Genomic DNA, 19,416 nt, shown 5'->3' with positions numbered 1-19,416 from the left:
CAGATGCTCCTCAAGCCAGTCCGTAGGGGGCCCACTGCTTCACGGTCTTCGCATCCATGTCCGTCATGGTCTGCGGGCCGCGATTCGTGCGCTTCATTTTCTGCGGGCGGTTGATCAGGCCGTGGCGCTTGTTGCCAGGGCCGCAGAGCACTTTGCCGGTCGCGGTGATCTTGAACCGCTTCTTGACCGACGACTTGGTCTTCATCTTGGGCATTTCGGTCTCCTTGACGAATGGCCCCTCCACATGGCGGAAAGGCAGAGCACGGCCGGGCATGCCCCACAGGCCCGGGCGCGTGAATGAGCGGCGGTCATACCCAACCGTCGTTCCGGTTTCAAGTCCGGTTTTGGCATGTCGGCGTTCCGATCCCGACATTCTCCGGCAACGACCCATAACTCAGGGCGTTGTGCGCGCATCGAGGCTCGCCCAAAGCGTCGGGTTTCTCCGTCTACACATTAGTTATTAGGAGCCTGGGTATGAAGACCCTCCTGTCGAACGCAACCCTTGAGAAACTGCCCGTGACCGTGGTCACGCCGGATTACGACAGGACGAAGGTCTCGGCAGGCGTCGCACATATCGGGGTCGGCAATTTTCATCGCGCGCATCAGGCGCTCTATCTGGATCGCATTCTGGCGCTCCCTGGCCAGGAAGCCTGGGGAATTCTGGGCGTCGGCATCCGGCAGGGAAAACGCGAGACCGGGCGCGCCGAGGCGTTCGACAAACAGGACGGCCTGTTCACGCTGACGGAATTTTCGCCGGACGATCCGGCCGTCGTTCGCGTCGTCGGCTCGATCGTGGACTATGTCAGCTGCAACGAAGGTTATGATGCGCTGATTCGTCGCCTCGCCGACCCTGCGATCCGGATTGTGACCCTGACCATTACCGAGGGCGGATATTTCGTCGACGCCGACGGCGCGTTCATGTTGGACGACCCGTTCATCGCTGAAGATTTGAAGCGGGACATCCCGCAAAGCGCGTTTGGCCTGGTGTGTGAAGCGCTTCGCCTGCGGCGCGATGAGGGCGTTGGCCCGTTTACGGTCCTATCTTGCGATAATCTCCAACATAACGGGACGGCGGCGCAGAGCGCGTTCTGCGGGTTCGCGGAGGCGCGCGACCCGTCGCTGGGCGCGTGGATACGCGAAAACGTGTCTTTTCCATCCAGCATGGTCGATCGCATCGCACCGTCGGTTACGGATGCGGATGTCGCGCGCCTGAACGATGCGAGCGGCGTGGAAGACCTGACGCCGGTTTACTCGGAAGATTTCAAGCAATGGGTGGTTGAAGACGCGTTCTGCGCAGGCAGGCCGGAATTCGAAGCCGTGGGCGTTCAACTTCGGGCGGATGTCGCGCCGTACGAGCAGGTGAAGCTGCGGATGCTGAACGCGGCCCACACAGTGGTGTCGCATGTGGGCCTTCGTATTGGTTACAGAACGGTGCATGCCGCGATGCAGGATCTGCGTGTCGTCAGCTTGCTGGAAAGTTTTCTGGATGGCGATGTGGCGCCGCTTCTCACGCCACCAGATGATGTCGATGTGGGCGAGTATGCGCGCAATGTGCTGCGGCGTTTTCGAAGCGCAGCGGTAGGCGACCAGCTTGAACGCATCGCCTCCGACAGTTTTGCCAAGCTGCCGGTCTTTCTGGGGACGACTGTGCGCGAATTGATCGACGCCGGGCGCGACATCAGTCTGGAAGCGTTTACGCTTGCCTGCTGGGCGGAGAATGCAGCCAACGTCGACGACAAGGGCGCGCCGTTTGACCTGCGTGAGCCAAACGCCAGCGACGCGGATCTGGCGACACTGCGCGCTGACGATCTGGCGGCGCCGCTCTCGCTGACGCTTTTTGACGGTTGGGGAGTCGCTGGCAGCGAGTCGTTCGCTTCCCGGTTTGTCGCGTTTCGTAAAGATATTCGTGAACGCGGAGCGGCGAAGGTTCTGGCCGACATGCAGGCGTGATCGGTTAAGGGGTAGACGCCTGAAGATAAGTCTTTGTTCTTCGGGCGTCTCTTTCATGCGAATGTTGGAGAAATAAGAACAATTCTCAACAATTAAACAAGTATTGTCTGTATATGAATGAATATAGACAATACTTTCAATTGCTAAACAATGCTGGCAAGCCGTGAGTCTGTTGCTACCATTTCCGCCATGACATAAATCATATGTCGTTTTCGTGGTTTTTACCCTTTTGATATGCATTTAATGCATCGCTTCAGGTGCTCGCGATCGCGTGTACGGCGTCGGTCTGTCGTCGTTCTGATCGCGAAATCCTGTTTTCGGGTAGTGGGGGCGCAGTGATCAAACGCATACTCGCGGCCGTTGTCGGACTCGTAGTCGTCGGCGGCCTCGGCTTTCTTTGGTACGCGTGGTACCCGGCTTTGCCGAAAGTCGCGTTGCCGAAATCCGGGCAGTTTTCAGCCGCCCAGATAGAACGTGGCCGTATCGTCGCGGCTCAGGGTTACTGCGCGGAATGCCATACCCGTCAGGATCTGGGCGGCGGTCCGACTCTTGCTGGCGATTACGCCATGCAGTCGCCCTTCGGCACGATCTATTCTCCGAACATCACGCCTGACCCCGAAACGGGCATCGGCGGCTGGTCGGAAGAGGCGCTTGCTCGGGCGATGAAGCTGGGCGTGTCGCGCTCCGGCGCGCACCTGCTGCCAGCCTTCGTGTACGACCACTTCACGAAGATGACCGACAGCGACATCTCGGACCTGTACGCGTGGCTGATGACGCAGCCTGCGGTCCACATGACGCATCGCGAGAACACGTTCCCTCTGTCGATCACGCCGCGCATCGTGCTCGCGGGCTGGAAGATGCTGTTCTTCCGTCCCGGCGACTTCAAGCCGGACCCGAATCATGATGCACAGTGGAATCGCGGGGCTTACCTCGCCGAGGGCGCGAGCCATTGCGGCTCCTGCCATACGCCGCGCAATCTGCTGGGCGCCGAGAAAACCGGCTCCCGTTACGACGGGGCTGTTGTGGACGGCTGGATCGCTCCGCCGCTTAACGAGCACAATCCGACGCCGGTCGTCTGGACCGAAGATGAACTGTTCGCTTACCTGCGCTACGGCGTAGCGCCGCTGCACGGTCCGGCGGGCGGCCCCATGTCGCCGGTGCCGCATCAGTTCCTGTCGAAGATCCCGGAATCCGACGTTCGCGCCATCGCGCACTACTTCGCCGACATCGACCACGCGGCGCAGCGTGTCTCGGGCGACAGGGCGGCGCTTGAACTCGCGATGCAGCAGTCGAAGCGCGATCTGCTCGGTCCTACGACGGACGCCGACGCCACACTCTATCAGGGAGCCTGCGCGGCCTGCCACTACAACGCCGCGCCGTCTCCGGTGCTCGGCCGTCCGGAACTGGCGTTGAACAGCGCCCTGTGGCTCGACGAACCGAACGACCTGTTCATGGTGATGTTGCGTGGTCTCACCGCGCCTGAGGGACAGAGCGGCGTCGCGATGCCGAGCTTCTATAATGCTCTCAGCGACCACGACATGGCGCGCATCGCGGCCTATCTGCGCCGCACGCGGACGACGCGGCCGCCGTGGACGGACCTTGAGAAGAAAGCCGCGGAAGCGCGCAAGCTTGTCGAGATTCCTCCTGTGAACTCCTCCCATTGAGCCGCGGTCACGGAGCCGGATGATGATCAAGTTCAAACTCAATGGCAGTGAAGTTTCGGTCGATGGACCGGAGGACACGCCGCTCCTGTGGGCGATCCGCGACGATCTCGGGTTGACCGGAACCAAGTTCGGCTGTGGCGTCGGCCAGTGCGGCGCTTGCACCGTGCATGTCGGCGGGCGGGCGACGCGATCCTGCATCACTCCGATTTCGGCGATTGCGGGTGCTGAAATCACGACGATCGAAGGCCTGGACCCGGCAGGAACGCACCCCGTGCAGGAAGCGTGGCGCGACCTTCAGGTGCCGCAATGCGGTTACTGCCAGTCGGGCCAGATCATGCAGGCGGCCAGCTTGCTCAAGGATTACCCGTCGCCCACCGACGAAGATATCGACGCGGTCATGGGCGGCAGCCTGTGCCGTTGCATGACCTACATACGCATCCGCAAGGCCATCAAACAGGCCGCCGTCGCGATGCGATCCGCCAAGACCGGGGAGACGTCCAATGGGTAGGCTCGAGCGCATCGCCGCCGAACAGGATCGGGCGCTGGCCAGCGCGACGGGACTTTCCCGTCGCGGCTTTCTCTCTGCAGGCGTCGGCGGGGCGCTTCTGTTCGGTTTCGCCCGGCAGGCGCGCGCGACGCAGGTTTTCCCTGCTGGCGCGCCGCTGCCGCCGGAGCAATTCGAGCCGACCATATGGTGTTCGGTGGGGTCGGACGGCGAAGTTAACGTCAACATCATCCGCGCCGAGATGGGGCAGCATGTCGGCACTGCGCTCGCGCGCATCATCGCCGATGAAATGGAAGCCGACTGGGACAAGGTGAAGATCACCCATGTCGACACCGATCCGAAATGGGGGATGATGGTCACGGGCGGGTCCTGGTCCGTCTGGCAGACATGGGACGTGTTCCGGCAGGCTGGCGCCGCCGCGCGCACCGTTCTGGTCGAAGAGGCTGCCAAAATTCTCGGCGTGACGCCGGACAAATGCGTCGCGCGCAACGGCGTGGTGACGGCGGGCGACCGCTCTCTCGGTTATGGCGACATCGTGGGCCAGGCGCGTCCGACGCGCAGCTTCACGCCTGCCGAACTGACGAAGCTTCCGCTCAAGCCTGCGTCCGAACGTCGCATGGTCGGCAAGGACGTCAAGGCGCTCGACATTCCGGCCAAGATCGACGGCACGGCGATGTATGGCATCGACGCGAAAATCGACGGGATGGTCTATGGCCGCCCGAAAATGCCGCCCACCCGATATGGTTCGAAGGTTGTCTCGGTCGATGACGCCGAGGCGAAGAAGGTGCCGGGCTACCTGCGGTACATTGTGCTTGATGACCCGTCGGACACGGTTCCCGGCTGGGTTGTCGTGCTGGCGTCGTCCTATCCGGCGGCCATCCGCGCGACTGACAGGCTCAAGGTCGAGTGGACGCCGGGCAAGACCGCGCATGTCAGCGAAAAGGACATTCAGGATCACGCGCGTTCGCTGATCGCCGACAAGAACGGCGGCGTGATGGTCGTGAACGATCATGGCGTGGACGACGCGTTTTCGAAGGCGTCCAGTGTGTTCGAGCGCACCTATACCTGCGCCTCGGTGATGCATTACCAGCTTGAACCGATGAACGCGCTTGCGCGTCTGAACGACGGCGTCTGGGAAATCCATTGCGGCAATCAGTGGCAGAGCCTGTTTCTGCCGGTCATTGAAAAGTCACTGGGCGTCGCGTCGGGCAAGGTCAGGATGATGACCTATATGCTGGGCGGCGGCTTCGGGCGTCGCCTGAACGGCGATTACGCGGTTCCGGCGGCGTTGGCGTCGAAGGCTCTGGGCGGCAAGCCGGTCAAGCTGATCCTGACGCGTTCTGACGACATGATGTTCGATTCCATCCGTTCTCCGTCGGTGCAGACCCTGCGTGTCGCGATGACCGGCAAGGACACGTTCCACGGTATGCAGCATCACGCGGCGGCAGGATGGCCGACGCAGGTGATGGCGGCGGCGGCGATGTCCAAGGGCGTCGATGGCAAGCCCTACGATCAGTTTGCGATCGCGGGCGCGGATCACTGGTACGATTGCGGCCCCCTGCGCGTGCGGGCGATCAGCAATGACCTGGCCAATGACACGTTCCGTCCGGGCTGGTTGCGTTCGGTCAGCGCTGGCTGGACGAGCTGGGCTCTGGAGGCGTTCTGGGACGAAGTGGCGCACGAAACCGGCAAGGATCCGGTGGCCCTGCGTCTGTCGATGCTCAACGGCGAAGGACCTGACGGCCGTAACAAGGGTGAGGCGCCGGACTCCAACGGTGGCGCTCTTCGTCAGGCTGCTGTCCTCAAGCGCCTTGCCGAAAAGGCCGGTTGGGGTCAGCCCCTGCCGAAAGACACCGGTCTTGGGATCGCGACGACGTTCGGACAGGAGCGGGGTATGCCGACCTGGACCGCAGGCGCGGCGCGGGTTCATGTGGACCGGGCGACAGGTCTTGTGACGTGCGAAAAGCTCTGGCTGGTACTGGATGCAGGCACCATCGTCGATCCGGACGGCGCTTTGGCGCAGACCGAGGGCGGCGCGCTCTGGGGCCTGAGCATGGCCCTGTGCGAAGGCAGCGAGATCGTCGACGGGACATGCAAGGATCGTAACCTCGACACCTACACGCCGCTGCGCATCGCAAGCGTGCCCGAGATGGACGTAGAGTTCATTGAAAGCACGGAAAAGCCGATGGGTCTGGGCGAGCCGGGCGTGACGGTCGTCGGCGCGGCAGTCGCCAATGCGATCTTTAACGCTGTTGGCGTCCGCATTCGTCATCAGCCTATCCGCCCGGAAGACGTACTCGCCGCGTTGAAGGAAAAGAGCGCGGCCTGATCTGAAGGCGCTGGATGGGGCGTTACGCGCCGTCCAGCGCCAGCGCGGCGAAACTGGCGAGCCAATGTTCGCCCATGTAGTCGTCAGCCAGATGCGGCAACGCCGCGTCGATATGGCGCATGGCGGCCTCGTTCATGATCGTCTTGCGTGGGTCATTGTCGGGAAGCGCCGCCGCCAATGCCAGCCAGCACCAAGCGCGACTGAGGTTCAGGCCGTCCAGATGCGCGATCTTGCCATCGGAGCGGTCGCTGACCGTGGCGGGCAGGAACAGGGTCGCGGGCATGCTGGCGCCGAGTTCTGGCAGAAATGCGTCGAACCAGCCTGAAAACATCGCCGATGGCGCGAGGCTACGCATGCACTCGGCTTCGATCAACGCCGATGACAGGAAGTCGTCGCCGCTCGGCTCGCCCCATGCTGGGCAGGCTCGGTCTTCACCGTACCAGCGCAGCGCCGTGTCGGAGAGCAGCGCGGCGAACGTCTTGTCGGGCAGAGCGGCGGCGTAATCGGCTGCAAGCCGCAGGCCGAACGCAGTATTGAAATGCGTGCCGACACGCACCGGATAGGTCGCGCGCGGAAGAAAATCGACGAAACGTGCGACGATGACGTCCGCCAGTGGCGCAAGTGCGTCTCGCCACGGGTTCTCCTCCAGCGCCCCTAGCTCCGTGACGAGCTTCAGCAGCCATCCCCAGCCGTAAGGGCGCTCATACCCCCGTGCTGCCGGGTCCGAGAAATAGGCGCATTCGCCAGCGACTTTCTCCGAGGTCAACTGTTCGTTGAACAGAGCCTCGATATCGTGGGCGACGTCCGCGCTTGGGTGCCGTCGCAAGATTCTGGCGAGGAGCCAGTAACTGTGGACACAGGAATGCCAGTCAAAGCTTCCGTAAAACACGGGGTGAAGCGTGGCGGGCGTCCGGGCGTCTGCATCGTCGCTGAGCACATGTCCGGGCTTGTTGGGGTATTCGCGTCGGACATGACCAAGGGCGATGCGCGCGAAGCGGTTGGCCAGTCGTTCGGTGAATGGCGATGCGGTCATGGTTATCGGACTCCGGCGGGCGGCGACGTCACGGCCTGAAGCCGGAAACGATCGTGACGAGAGGGGAGTATCCGACACCGTTTTCAGCGATTCCGCCAGACCGAAGCGAGAAACGAGCAGAGATTGCGTCAACGCCATCATGCAGGATGCGCCTCGACCTTAGCAGATTCCGGTTCTCGTTATCCGTCGATAGACCCGAACCGGACGGGACATGCGTTATCGAAGTATCCGGGGGGCAGGATCGACGCGGGAAACATGCACGCGGCGTTGAAAACGTGCGACGGTTTCAGGGCGCATACGTAACGCACGTTCTCGCAGGCAGAAACCTGCGACGACGTCTTTTGCCTGGTCCAATATCATCGGCCTGGTTGAAATCGTCGACGTGGACGCCAATATGACCACACCGTAATGCCGGGCCAAATCATGGCCGGCGAAGGCGGCGCGCAGCCCGGCCACCCCGGCGGATTCGCAGCGTCGCCTGTCGATAATACAGGAGCCTTGCCATGCCGCCGACGGGTGGTGGGGAATGGCTCCAGAGCGCAAAAAGGACAGCGTCGGCATGACCGAGCAGACCACCAGCACCCAGTCTTCCGCGCCGCAGGGCGGAGCAGAGCAGCACGAATTCAGCGCCGAGGTCGGGCGTCTGCTCGATCTGGTTGTTCACTCACTCTATTCGGAGCGTGAAATCTTCCTTCGCGAACTGGTCGCGAACTCCGCCGACGCCACGGACCGCCGCCGTTTCGAGGCGTTGACCGATGGCGCGCGCGCGCTGCCGGAAGACGCGAAGATCCGCATCAATCCGGACAAGGAAGCGCGTCTGCTGACCATCAGCGACGATGGTTCGGGCATGAGCCGGGAAGAACTGGTCAGCAACCTGGGTACCATCGCGCGCTCCGGCACGCGCGCCTTTGGGCAGCAGCTTGAGAGCGCGAAGCCGGAAGACAAGCCGAACCTGATCGGACAGTTCGGCGTCGGCTTCTACGCCGCGTTCATGGTGGCGGATCGGGTCGAGGTCGTCTCCCGCCGCGCAGGTTCTGAAGAGGCATGGCGCTGGGCGTCGGAAGGCAAGGGCGCGTACACGCTTGAGCCTGCGACGCGTGAGAAGGCTGGCACGGACATCACGCTGCATATCAAGGAGGACGCAGACGAGTTCCTCGATACGTGGCGTCTGCAGGCGATCATCCGCAAATGGGCCGACCATATCTCCTGGCCGATCACCATCCTGAAGGAAGACGGCGAGAGCCCGGCGAACGAAGGAACGGCTCTGTGGCGCAAGCCGAAGAGCGAGGTCACGGAAGAGCAGCTCAACGACTTCTACCGTCACGTCACGCATAATTTCGACACGCCCTGGGCCACGCTGCACTGGCGCGCGGAAGGCACGATCGAGTTCACCTCGCTGCTCTTCATTCCCGGATCGCGCCCGTTCGAGTTCAGCGAGCAGTCGCGCGAAAGCCGCATCCGTCTACATGTGCGCAGGATGTTCATCACCGACGACGCAAACCTCGTGCCGTCCTGGCTGCGTTTCGTGCAGGGCGTGGTGGACACGGAAGACCTGCCGCTCAACGTTTCGCGTGAAATGCTGCAGGCGACGCCGGTTCTGGCCCGCATTCGCAAGGCCGTTACGGGCCGCGTGCTGACCGATCTGAAGAATCGCGCGAAGGACGCGGAAACCTTCCTGCCGTTCTGGGAGAATTTCGGCGCCATCGTGAAGGAGGGCGTCTGGGAAGACGCCGAGCACCGCACGGAGCTGGCCGGTCTTGCCCGTTTCCGTTCGAGCGCGCTCCCGACTGATGGGGAAGATGCGGCGAAAGGCTGGACGACGCTTGGCGATTACGTCGCGCGCATGAAGCCCGAGCAGGACGCGATCTATTTCCTGACTGGCGATAACGAGGACGCGCTGGCGAAGTCGCCGCAACTCGAAGGCTTCCGCGCGCGTGGGATCGAAGTGCTGCTGCTGTCCGATCCGGTCGACGCGTTCTGGCCGGAGCGTCTGTCCAGCTTCGAGGGCAAGACGCTGCGCAGCGTGACGCAGGGCCACGCCGACCTTGAGAAGTTCGCAATCGAGGGTGAAGCCGATGCTGGCGACGCCGCCGATCTCGACATCCTGATCCCTGCGCTCAAGGAAGCTCTGGGCGAGTCCGTGTCGGAGGTTCGCGGCACGGATCGTCTGGTGTCCAGCGCCGTGGTGCTGGCGGCGCCGGAGCATGGGCCGGATCTGCAGTTGCAGAAGCTGATGCGTCGCAGTGGGCAGAAGATTCCAGATAGCGCGCCGATCCTTGAGGTGAATGCACGCAACCCGCTGATCCGCACGCTGGCCCGTCGCGCCGCCGAGAAAGAGCCGATCGCGGAACTCGCGCAGGTCGCGCTCGATATCGCGCGCATTCAGGATGGCGAAGCCCCGAAAGATCCGGCTGCCTTCGCGCAACGTCTGACGGCGCTTCTGGCGGCGCAGGCTTAAAGCTGTAGGCGCGTCGCGATGGGATAATCCGTCGCAACACGGTTTATCCGGGAGGTCTTACGCCACCCATCGGTCCCTTTCGGTGGTGGCCTGTTTTATTGGCGCTTTCTGCGGAAAGCGCCGATTCTTCTTCATGGGCAGGCGAGCGCAAACCGCGTAAAATGCGGGCATGACGTTCATGTCCTTTCTCGCGACCGGTGAAGCCGCCGCATCCGCTCTGACCACGCGCAAGGAGCGCCACGCCGTTGGGCGGCGGCTGCGCGAGAACGCGAAACGCAGCAGTCAGGCCGAGTGGAATCCCGCGCTGCGCCGGGCCGACCCCATAGCGCTTCTTATCGCGCAGGGAGAGCGCCGGATCGCAAGCCTCCTGCCGATCCGTTACGAGCGCATGGCGGCGTCGCCTCTCGCTTTTCTGCGTGGCGCTGCGGCAGTCATGGCGGCCGACCTTTCTGTGACGACCGCGGCGGGACTGCGCGTGCAGAGTTGCGGCGACTGTCACCTAGCCAATTTTGGCAGCTTCGCGTCATCAGACGGAATACCTGTTTTCGACATCAACGATTTTGATGAAACGAGCGTCGCCCCCTTCGAGTGGGACCTCAAACGGCTGGGGACGTCGCTGGTCTTGGCTGGGCGGGAAAACGATCTCGGCGACGGAGCCTGCCGCGCTCTGGCCGTGAGCGCCGCCGAAGCCTACCAGCGCGCGTTGCTGCGGTTGAACCGTATGACGCCGTTGCAGGCGTGGAGCGAGAAGGTCGATCTTCTGGCGACAATCGACGCCATCGAAAAAAAATCCGTGCGGGAGAGGGTGCGCGGCATTCTTGACGCGCGGCTGGAAAGCGCGAGCGGCAATTTCGGCCTCGTGACGACTGAGAGCAAGGGGCCGAGCCTGCGCGAGAAGCCTCCGCTTATCGTGCGTCTGCCTGATCATGACGACGCGATCCGGGCTGCGTTCGGTCGTTATCTCGCGGCACAGCCTGCTGAGCGCGCGGTATTGCTCGGGCGCTATCGCCTGAAAGACGTGATCTTCAAGGTCGTGGGCGTTGGCAGCGTCGGCACGTTTTGCGCCATCGGCCTGTTCACAAATGCGGATGGCGAGACGCTGCTTTTGCAGATCAAGGAGGCGCAGGATTCAGTTCTGGCCCCTTACGCAGGTAGATCCGGCTACGTCAACGCAGGTGAACGCGTTGTGACGGGTCAACGCGTGATGCAGGTCACGCCGGATCGTTTCCTCGGCTGGACCCATACGGATGAGACGGGAAAAGGCGACGCCGCTGGACGGGAGTTTTACGTTCGTCGCGTCAAGGATGCGCGCCTGGCGCAGATAGGAACGGTGATGCAGCAGGACGAGCTGCCGTTCTATGCAGCATTGTGCGGCCGCACGCTGGCGCGCGCGCATGCCCGTTCGGCGGATGTTGCGATGCTTACGGGTTATATTGGCAAAGGCGGTGTGTTCGCTGACGCCATTGCAGGTTTCTCTGTCGCCTATGCCGATCAGAGCGAAGCGGACTGGCGGGCGTTCAAGGACGCCCTGAAGGGCGGGCGGTTGGTCGCCGGATGATTCGACGCGCTTCGATTGTGACCAACGCCAGGATATCCGTTCGCCCAAAACGTCTCTGGCGAACGGCGGGGCTGTTGCTGCTGTTGTCCCTCCTGCCGCTCGTCCGGGCGCCAGATGCGTCGGCGTCCGCTGCTGCCTCTCCGTCCGGTCTGGAAATCGTGGCTCTGGGCGTTCGTGGCGGGATTGTCGACGGTGATCTCTCCGCCTTTCTGATCCATCCGTCTGGCGATTTCCGGTCTCTCATGTGTGACGCAGGCACGTTGGGAAATGGTCTGCTGGTCGCGACGAAGCGCGGCAATCTGGGCGGGCGGACGCCGGATCAGACGCTGGGATCCGATATCAAGGCGTTTCTCATCACGCACGCTCATCTCGATCATGTAGCAGGAATGCTTATCGCGGCGACGGATTATCCGGGCAAGGCGGTGTATGCGCTTCCGTCAACAAATGAAGTTCTTGGCGAAGATTATCTGAACTGGGCGGCGTGGCCGAATTTTTCTGACAGGGGAAAGGCGCCGCGGCTTGGCAGTCTGCATCTGCGCGACATGGCGCCCGGCGTCGCTACCCCGGTGGCAGGCACTGCGATGACAGCGACGGCGTGGCCGCTGGAGCATGGGGGCGTGCAGTCTACTGCGTTCCTGGTGCAGGCGGGAAATTCCGCCGTCGCCTGTCTGGGCGACCACGGTCCTGATGGCGCGTCTGGCGGGGAAAGGGGACATCAGTTATGGCGGGCTCTGGCGCCGTTTGTGCGGTCGGGTCAGCTTCGCACGATCATCACCGAAGCGTCTTACTCCGACCCTCGACCTGAATCGCAACTGTTCGGCCACATGACGCCCAAATATCTGATTGCGTCGTTGCGGGACCTTGCGGAGGAGGTCGGCCGACCGAATGCTTTGCTGGGCGTGACGGTGATTGTGTCGCACGTCAAATACCCAGTTGGTGGGGAAGCGGCATATCGGAAGCTGATCCTTCGACAGTTAGGTGACGGTCGTGACCTGGGCGTAAGATTTATCGTCCCCGAGCAGGGCGACCGGTGGAGTTCGCCATAGGACCCTGCGTGCAGTGATCAGGAGCCGGCGGAGAGGAGTTTTCTTTATTTCGGGGTGTCCCGGTTTCGGAACGCGGAGAAAAAGTTCGTGTCCGCTTTAGCCGTATTTGATGGTGCGCCGATGAATTATGTGAGTGTATTCAAAAATACTACTGATTCATGTGATGTCGCAGGTTTCAGGTTCCCACAACCTCATTTGCGACGCGCCCTATGATTTTTTCCGGCGTCGCTTCAGTTGCCCTGCGTGGAACCTGCACGATGACATTGGGACGGACACGTCGAATGGGCAGTTCGTTAACATTCTTGCGAAAATACACGATTTCCAGCAGGGTCGGCCAGAGCTCAAGAGACGATTTGATCAGCGATATCTCGTCATCGACAATCCGGCTGACGTTCTGTCGAAAGAAATCAGGTTCGAAGTCGTAGAACGTACGATGCAGATTCTGGGCGAAGGCACGTAGGGCCAGCTTCCTGTCTTCTGAATGGGCGTCATTCGCCGCCGTCAGAACATCGGCATGCAGGCGCTGCGCCGTGCTCAGCATTTCCTCGCCGTCCGCCAGTGTGATTGATCCGTCGTAGTCGAAAGAGATTCCAAAATCCGTAGCTTTCCCCAGTGTGTTTTTTATCTTCTTTTTCAGAAGGGTGCAGATGGATTCGTTAAACAGCTCGGACGCCAGGGGCGCGCGCATATAGTTGTTCTTGATGTGCGTCTGCACGGAATCAACGTGCGCGGCGGAGTGAGTAGAATTTTGAATCCACAACCGATAGATATAATCTTCAAATCTTAGTCGCGTTGGGAAAAATGGCGGAAGTCCGATCGTGTTGTCGTATCCGCCGACGCCGCAATCCATGCGCCAGTTCATCGTTGTAATGCACGGACGAAAATTGACCAGAACGTAGCGATCGTTCAACGCGTCTATATCGGATCTGTCCTTGTCTTCGATGAACATCGACACGAAGTCCACCGCATCGATGTCGTTCGTTCCGGTTCTGAAAGTCTGGGCGATCTTGACGATTGCGCTGCGTCCGATTTTTCCGTCTTGCAGGTAGAGAGAGTTTTCTCTTTGAAAACCAATGGACGTATTGGTCTCCAGGTCCATTGACGTATCGCGCAGGAGTTCGCCCCGTTCGTAGTTTTCAGGCGCTTCGCTGGCGGGACGTCCGAGAACGTCTCGAAACGACTGGAGAATGTCAAACGCCTTGCGTGTATATCCATTTTTTTCGCCGTGAATCAGCTTCCCTCGGCTGATTTCTCCGGGCAGAAGAGATTCTGGACTGTTTTCTATCAAGCCATAGGGCCGCATGTCGTCGTCCGAGCTGACCATAAGGTCGCCCAGAGTGTACATCAGCGTAAAATTTCTGTTTCCTCCATAGCTGGGACGAAACAGGTTGCGAACCACTGATTCGAGATTTCTATCGCGTAGTCTTTTACATATGTATTTTATAAATTGCTCTTTTTCTTGTGGCCCCACATAAAAAAGATCATTGTGTGTTTTTATTTTTTCAAGATTTGGATAATATCTCTCGTAATTGGCCATGTAGGAATCGTCGAAGATCATAATATCGGCCGACTGGCCGCTGTTATGAAAGTTTTCATCGTATATTTTGACTGTTTCGCTAACATCCCGAAGTCGATATGTCGGGATGACAAAACACAGATCTTTTGCGCTCATTGTTCCGAAAACACCTTCGTTCGGCTGAGAAGCGCGGAGAATAGGGCTGTGTCGGAAATACAGTCCATTTGTAACTGTGTGCAGGTTTAACGCCCGAGCATATGTTTCTTATAGGTGTGGCCACGCCCGCGCGATCACGACGAATTTGGCTCATCGTGTCGCGGTATTCTAAAATTCTCTATTTCGATGGAATGCATTGCGACAGTGTCGTGCGAGGTCTGGCGTTTTTTCGTCAGACTCGGGCGGGTTCAATGGGTGGCGTCATGGAGAAGAAAAGGGCGGACGACGGCGTCGCGCGTGACCGCATGGCGCGCAGGGTCTACGATGCAATGGAGTGTCGTGGAAACGATATTGCAGGGGGGGCAATAGTGTGGGCGGCACACGTCGCTATGATCGCGGCGTCTTCCTCTTTGTGTCTGCCTGTGTTGAGAGAGTGGCGCCGCGATGAGGGTTGCGTCCTCCTGATTGCGCGGCGCTCGGCGCGTCACGCCACCTGAGGGCGCTGCGCTCTCATGGCCAACTGCTTGAGCGCTGTGTCGGTCCGAAGTCGGTTTTAACGCTTATGCAGGGAGCGTTCTTCCATTACCCGGCCCCAAGACCTTCCCTTTTGACCTCCAGTTCCAGCCATTGTTCCTCGGCGTCTGTAAGGGTGCGCTCGGCGGTCTCCAGCGCGGCGGTATGACGCATGAACGCCGCATGGTCTCGCGTATAGAGGCCTGGATCGGCGAGTTTTTCGCGTAACTTGACGATATTGGCTTCAAGCTCCGCGATCTTTCCCGGCAGCTTCTCCAGCGCGTGCTGGTCCTTGTAGCTGAGTTTTTTTGTCGCGCCGCCTTTTGCTATTGCGGGGGGCGCGGGGGTGGCGGGCGCGGCGGACGGAGGCGGAGGAGAGGCTTCGACCGAGCGCTCGGCCAGAGCCGCGCCGCCACGTTGCGCCAGCATGTCGCTGTAGCCGCCCGCGTATTCCGTCCAGACGCCGCCGCCCGTCGCTGCGAGAATGGAGGTCGCGACGCGATCGAGAAAGTCGCGGTCATGACTGACCAGCAGAACGGTGCCTTCGTAGGACGCAAGCATTTCCTGCAACAGGTCGAGGGTTTCCAGATCGAGGTCGTTGGTCGGTTCGTCCAGCACGAGCAGATTGGACGGCTGCGCCAGCGCGCAGGCGAGCATCAGCCGCCCACGTTCGCCGCCCGAGAGTTGACCGACCGGAGTGCGCGCCTGTTCCGGGCGGAACAGGAAGTCCTTCATGTAGCCGATGACGTGGCGCTTCTCTTCACCGACCTGCACCATGTCGCCGCCGCCGCCCGTCAGCGTGTCGGCGAGAGTGCGTGTGGCGTCGAGCGCCTGCCGCTGCTGGTCAAGCGTCACCATTGCGACGGACGGGCCGATGAAAACCGTGCCGCTGTCGGGTTGGTCGACGCCGGTCAACAGGCGCAGCAACGTCGTCTTGCCTGCGCCGTTGGCGCCGACGACGCCAAGGCGATCGCCGCGCAACACGCGCAGATCAAGATCGCTGACGATCCGCCGGTCACCCCAGGATTTGTTCGCGCCTTCCGCGACGGCGACCAGTTTGCCGGACGACCCCGCCGACTGTGCGGCGAGGGTGACGGAGCCCTGCACGCGCACGGCCTCCCGCTTGGCGGTGCGGAGCGCGGCGAGTTCGGCCACGCGGCGGACATTGCGCTTGCGTCGGGCTGTCACGCCGTAGCGCATCCAGTCTTCCTCGCGCGCGATCTGGCGGTCGAGCTTGTGCGCGTCGCGCTCTTCCTGCTCCAGAACTTCCTCGCGCCACGCCTCGAAACGGGCGAATCCCTGATCGAGCCTGCGGGTCGCGCCGCGATCCAGCCACACGACGTTGCGCGACAGCGTCTCCAGCAGGCGGCGATCATGGCTGATGATGACCATGGCGGTCCGCAGCGACAGCAACTCTTTTTCCAGCCATTCGATGGTCGGCATGTCGAGATGGTTGGTGGGTTCGTCGAGCAGCAACACGTCCGGCTCGGCCGCGAGCACGCGCGCGAGCGCGCAGCGGCGGGCCTCTCCTCCCGAAAGCGTCGCTGGATTTTCCTGACCGCTCATGCCGAGTTCCGACAGCATGGCCGTCGCGCGCCATTCAGAGGAGGGGTCCGTCAGCCCGGCGACGACATAGTCGTAAGTGGTGGCGAAGCCGGTGAGGTCCGGTTCCTGAGGCAGGTAGCGCAAATTGCATCCCGGCTGGAGGAAGCGCGTGCCGGAATCGGCCATGATCTCTCCGGCAGCAATGCGCAGAAGGGTCGATTTTCCGGAGCCGTTGCGGCCGACGAGGCAGAGCCGTTCGCCAGCGGAGACTGAGAAACCGACGGAATCGAGCAGCGGTTTGCCGCCGAGCGTCAGCGTGATGTCCTGAAGAAGGAGGAGGGGAGGGGTGGCCATGGCGCGGATGCTGTGTCGGCGCGGCCCAGGATGCAAGTCGCGGCGTGAAGAATGGCGTGAAAGTCGTCCTGATTCGGCCTGGTCGGAATTTCAGGGCGTTGGTACGCCGCCTGTTGTGGCCTGATAAGTAGCGATGGCGAGGGCTAGCGGCTCGAACGGTTTGGTGATGACGAAAGACGGCTCGACCGTATTGCCGGTCAACAGGCACTCTGGATACGCGGTGACGAAGATGACCGGTACGTCCATGCTCTGCATGATCTCCGCGACGGCGGCCATTCCGTCTCCACCTTCGCCAAGGTTGATATCCGCCAGGATCAAACCGGGCTTTGTGCTCTTGGCCAATGTCACGGCCTCCGCCTGCGTATGGGCGACGCCCGCGATCGTGTGCCCGCACCGCGCCACGATGTCTTCGATGTCCATGGCGATGATCGGCTCGTCCTCGACGATGAGAATCGACGTCTGCGCCGACGACCGTAGCGCTTCATGCGCGCTGGCGATTTCGATCGCCGCTGTCTCGGGTTGAAGGTCGAGCACGTCGGCGGCGCGCTCGACGGGAACGTCCTCCAGAGTGGTCAGAAGCAGGAGTTGCCGCTGCAGCAAGCTGAGGGAGTGCGGGACGTCGCCGTCGGCGAGGCTTGCCGCTTTCTCGGAAATGGCGCGATAAAGACTGAGGCGTGCGGGAAGCCTGTCGGTGGGGCGGATGGCGAGCGCACGCAGACTCTCCGCAACCAGCAGGTCTCCTCGGGATTGGCTTCCGGTCAGGGCCCGAGCGTATCGACGCGCATAAGGTAGGGCGCGGATCAGTTCGCTTCTTTGCGAATCGGGCATAGAGGACAATCCTTCGCGGCGGAAACCGAAATGACAAGCATCGTTACGATGGCATGGCGAAGCCCCTCACGGAAAGGGGCGGAACTCTGAACGAGCGCAACCACCGACCGGATGGGGCGTTCGCGCAACAATCGAACGGACAGACGGCATCTGCCGGAGAGGTCGCGGTGCGCGGGGGAATCGTGGCATTGTTGCCCGACCTGCGGGCGTTTGCGCGGTTTCTTTGCAGAGACCGCGTGCGGGCCGACGATCTTGTTCAGGAAACTGTGGTCCGTTCCATCGCCGCGCGGGATCAGTTCGATCCCGCCACCAGCCTCCGCGCATGGACTTTCACGATATTGCGCAACCTGTTTTACGAGCAGTCGCGACGTCGCAAGCGCGAGAGAGAAGTTCTTGACGAATATGGCGCCGATCACGTCGGCGTTGCCGCTGCGTCCGCCGATTTTTCGCAAATATGGGACCTTGATCGGATGCTCTGGTCTTTGCCTCCGTTGATGCGGGAGGCGCTGACGCTCGTGGGCGCACACGGCATGTCTTACGAGGAGGCCGCCGCCGTATGCGGCGTTGCGGTCGGGACGATCAAAGCCCGGGTTTCACGCGCACGTAGTGCCCTTGATCAGCAAATGCAGAACGATCAGCCGCCTGCCAAAGGTGGAGGTTGAGGTCAGCCTCGGGCTCCGTGAGACGTTTCGCCGACGTGACGGTGACGTCCTCGCTTTTTCGTGATCGTCCGGTGCAATTCGCATGCAACCATCTTTCGTCCCCGTTCATTGGTGGGTCAAAAGAAGGGGAAAAGCGACATGGCTGATACGTTTCATACCCAGGTAATCGCAATCCTACCGAAACTCCGCGTGCAGGCGTTGGCGCTGACGCGCAACCGGGCCGCGGCGGAGGACCTTGTGCAGGATGCGGTCTGCAATGCCCTCAGCGCTCGTGAGAGCTTCGTGCCCGGAACGAATTTTGGGGCGTGGATGCACCGGATACTGAGAAATCGTTTCATTTCGGACCTGCGCAAGCAGCGCAACGTGACGGACATTGAGGATGTGCCTGCCTCGCTCCTCAGCACCAAATCCGATCATGAGGACCGGCTCGCGGTGAAAGATCTGGCGTTTGCGCTGGCGCGTCTGCCGGAGGATCAACGTGAGGCTCTGGTGCTGGTGGTTCTTCAGGGGATGAGCTATCAGGAGCTTGCCGAACTTACGGGCTGCGCGGTCGGCACGGCGAAAAGCCGGGTTTTCCGCGCCCGGCGTCAGCTGGAGGCCTGGATGATTGGTGATCTTCCGGCGGATGACAAGCTGCGTCAGCGCGCTGTGGCGCTGCGCGACGAGGCCACCCGTCGTACCTCCCTCGCCAGGGCGGGCGTATCGAACGGTTCCGGCGTGGCTCTTGGTTGAGCCGCGTTAGCAATCGTTGTGGGCGACGTATCCGGGGCGAGTGAGGTTGTGACGATCAATTCGCCGCCGGCGTCGAACCCGGACCGTTATGAACAAATCCCGTGGTGGTTGTGGATGTCGGCCAAGGACGCAAAGTCCGGTTCCGCAAGGAAGGCAAGAAGAAAGCGGGAAGATGCGTTCGAAATCTGGTTGAAGCGGGGCCTGCATCAGCTTTTCGACGACGTCGCGCAGGAGCCGATTCCCGAGGAACTGCTCAGACTGATTGAAGAGGACCGGGATAGCTGACTCCGGTCGGTTGACGCGCCGAGAGCGCGTCTGTTTCCGCTTCACAACGTTTTGTGGCGAGGGGTAGATTTTTGCGACGAAGAACGTAAACTTCGTCGAACGGGTCTTAAAAAAGAAAGACGAGACTACAGCCATGAAGCGGGAAGCGTAGCGTTTTGCCGGGCTGCAGGTCCGTAACGCTGCAGGACTGCCCAAAGTCCGTCAACGCAGCTCTAGAAACCTCACTGTCAGTCGTTTCGCTTACGCTAACGGGAACGTCTTCTATCCCGCGTGATCTTGAAC

At 61.4% G+C, this 19,416-nt stretch carries 16 protein-coding genes; 11 read left to right on the top strand and 5 right to left on the bottom strand.

The genetic code is table 11. The annotated features are described in order from the left end of the window. Positions 1–10 precede the first annotated feature (10 nt). Entirely contained in the window at positions 11–214 is a 204-nt protein-coding gene (gene rpmI, locus J2D73_RS14600; protein ID WP_026397856.1) for a 50S ribosomal protein L35, read from the bottom strand. A 260-nt stretch (positions 215–474) separates the two neighbouring features. Between rpmI and J2D73_RS14595 the strand changes: the two genes are divergently transcribed. From J2D73_RS14595 to J2D73_RS14580, 4 genes are all read left to right on the top strand, one after another. Next, the gene (locus tag J2D73_RS14595) at positions 475–1,950 is read left to right on the top strand and encodes a mannitol dehydrogenase family protein (protein WP_207882464.1); all 1,476 of its coding nucleotides are present in this window, start codon (positions 475–477) and stop codon (positions 1,948–1,950) included. Positions 1,951–2,285: 335 nt separating this feature from the next. Continuing rightward, the gene (locus tag J2D73_RS14590; RefSeq protein WP_207882462.1) at positions 2,286–3,614 is read left to right on the top strand and encodes a c-type cytochrome; all 1,329 of its coding nucleotides are present in this window, start codon (positions 2,286–2,288) and stop codon (positions 3,612–3,614) included. Positions 3,615–3,636: 22 nt separating this feature from the next. Then, positions 3,637–4,122, top strand: coding sequence for a (2Fe-2S)-binding protein (locus J2D73_RS14585; protein ID WP_207882515.1), 486 nt, complete (start codon positions 3,637–3,639; stop codon positions 4,120–4,122). Further along, the gene (locus J2D73_RS14580) at positions 4,115–6,448 is read left to right on the top strand and encodes a xanthine dehydrogenase family protein molybdopterin-binding subunit (protein WP_207882461.1); all 2,334 of its coding nucleotides are present in this window, start codon (positions 4,115–4,117) and stop codon (positions 6,446–6,448) included. Before J2D73_RS14585 ends, J2D73_RS14580 begins: the two co-directional genes overlap by 8 nt. Positions 6,449–6,470: 22 nt before the next feature. Here J2D73_RS14580 and J2D73_RS14575 read toward each other — a convergent pair whose 3' ends face one another. After that, positions 6,471–7,481, bottom strand: coding sequence for a DUF2891 domain-containing protein (locus J2D73_RS14575; protein WP_207882459.1), 1,011 nt, complete (start codon positions 7,479–7,481; stop codon positions 6,471–6,473). 559 nt (positions 7,482–8,040) lie between these two features. Here J2D73_RS14575 and htpG point away from each other — a divergent pair. From htpG to J2D73_RS14560, 3 genes are all read left to right on the top strand, one after another. After that, on the top strand, positions 8,041–9,939 hold the full coding sequence (gene htpG, locus J2D73_RS14570) for a molecular chaperone HtpG (RefSeq protein ID WP_207882457.1): 1,899 nt from the start codon (positions 8,041–8,043) through the stop codon (positions 9,937–9,939). A gap of 178 nt (positions 9,940–10,117) precedes the next feature. Beyond that, on the top strand, positions 10,118–11,497 hold the full coding sequence (locus J2D73_RS14565; protein WP_207882455.1) for a DUF2252 domain-containing protein: 1,380 nt from the start codon (positions 10,118–10,120) through the stop codon (positions 11,495–11,497). After that, the gene (locus J2D73_RS14560) at positions 11,494–12,543 is read left to right on the top strand and encodes an MBL fold metallo-hydrolase (RefSeq protein WP_207882453.1); all 1,050 of its coding nucleotides are present in this window, start codon (positions 11,494–11,496) and stop codon (positions 12,541–12,543) included. The genes J2D73_RS14565 and J2D73_RS14560 overlap by 4 nt, the downstream gene beginning before the upstream one ends. A gap of 175 nt (positions 12,544–12,718) precedes the next feature. Here the strand turns inward: J2D73_RS14560 and J2D73_RS14555 are convergent, their stop codons facing one another. Then, positions 12,719–13,942 (bottom strand): hypothetical protein, encoded by a 1,224-nt coding sequence (locus J2D73_RS14555; RefSeq protein WP_207882451.1) that lies wholly within the window; start codon positions 13,940–13,942, stop codon positions 12,719–12,721. A 524-nt stretch (positions 13,943–14,466) separates the two neighbouring features. Here J2D73_RS14555 and J2D73_RS14550 point away from each other — a divergent pair. Next, positions 14,467–14,712 (top strand): hypothetical protein, encoded by a 246-nt coding sequence (locus J2D73_RS14550; protein ID WP_207882449.1) that lies wholly within the window; start codon positions 14,467–14,469, stop codon positions 14,710–14,712. 85 nt (positions 14,713–14,797) lie between these two features. Here J2D73_RS14550 and J2D73_RS14545 read toward each other — a convergent pair whose 3' ends face one another. Further along, positions 14,798–16,627, bottom strand: a complete 1,830-nt coding sequence (locus J2D73_RS14545) for an ABC-F family ATP-binding cassette domain-containing protein (protein WP_207882447.1) — start codon at positions 16,625–16,627, stop codon at positions 14,798–14,800. Between the two features lie 90 nt (positions 16,628–16,717). Beyond that, positions 16,718–17,455 (bottom strand): PhyR family response regulator anti-anti-sigma factor, encoded by a 738-nt coding sequence (locus J2D73_RS14540; RefSeq protein WP_207882445.1) that lies wholly within the window; start codon positions 17,453–17,455, stop codon positions 16,718–16,720. Between the two features lie 53 nt (positions 17,456–17,508). Between J2D73_RS14540 and J2D73_RS14535 the strand changes: the two genes are divergently transcribed. From J2D73_RS14535 to J2D73_RS14525, 3 genes are all read left to right on the top strand, one after another. After that, a complete protein-coding gene (locus J2D73_RS14535; protein WP_207882442.1) occupies positions 17,509–18,117 on the top strand; it encodes a sigma-70 family RNA polymerase sigma factor in 609 nt (202 codons plus the stop codon). A gap of 138 nt (positions 18,118–18,255) precedes the next feature. After that, the gene (locus tag J2D73_RS14530) at positions 18,256–18,849 is read left to right on the top strand and encodes a sigma-70 family RNA polymerase sigma factor (protein WP_207882440.1); all 594 of its coding nucleotides are present in this window, start codon (positions 18,256–18,258) and stop codon (positions 18,847–18,849) included. A 114-nt stretch (positions 18,850–18,963) separates the two neighbouring features. Then, a complete protein-coding gene (locus J2D73_RS14525) occupies positions 18,964–19,134 on the top strand; it encodes a NepR family anti-sigma factor (RefSeq protein ID WP_255376440.1) in 171 nt (56 codons plus the stop codon). Positions 19,135–19,416 lie beyond the last annotated feature (282 nt).

This window comes from Acetobacter sacchari (assembly GCF_017377715.1).
Classification (GTDB): Bacteria; Pseudomonadota; Alphaproteobacteria; order Acetobacterales; family Acetobacteraceae; genus Acetobacter; species Acetobacter sacchari.
The sequence above is the reverse complement of the archived record's forward strand: the minus strand, read 5'-3'. Positions and strand labels throughout refer to the sequence as shown.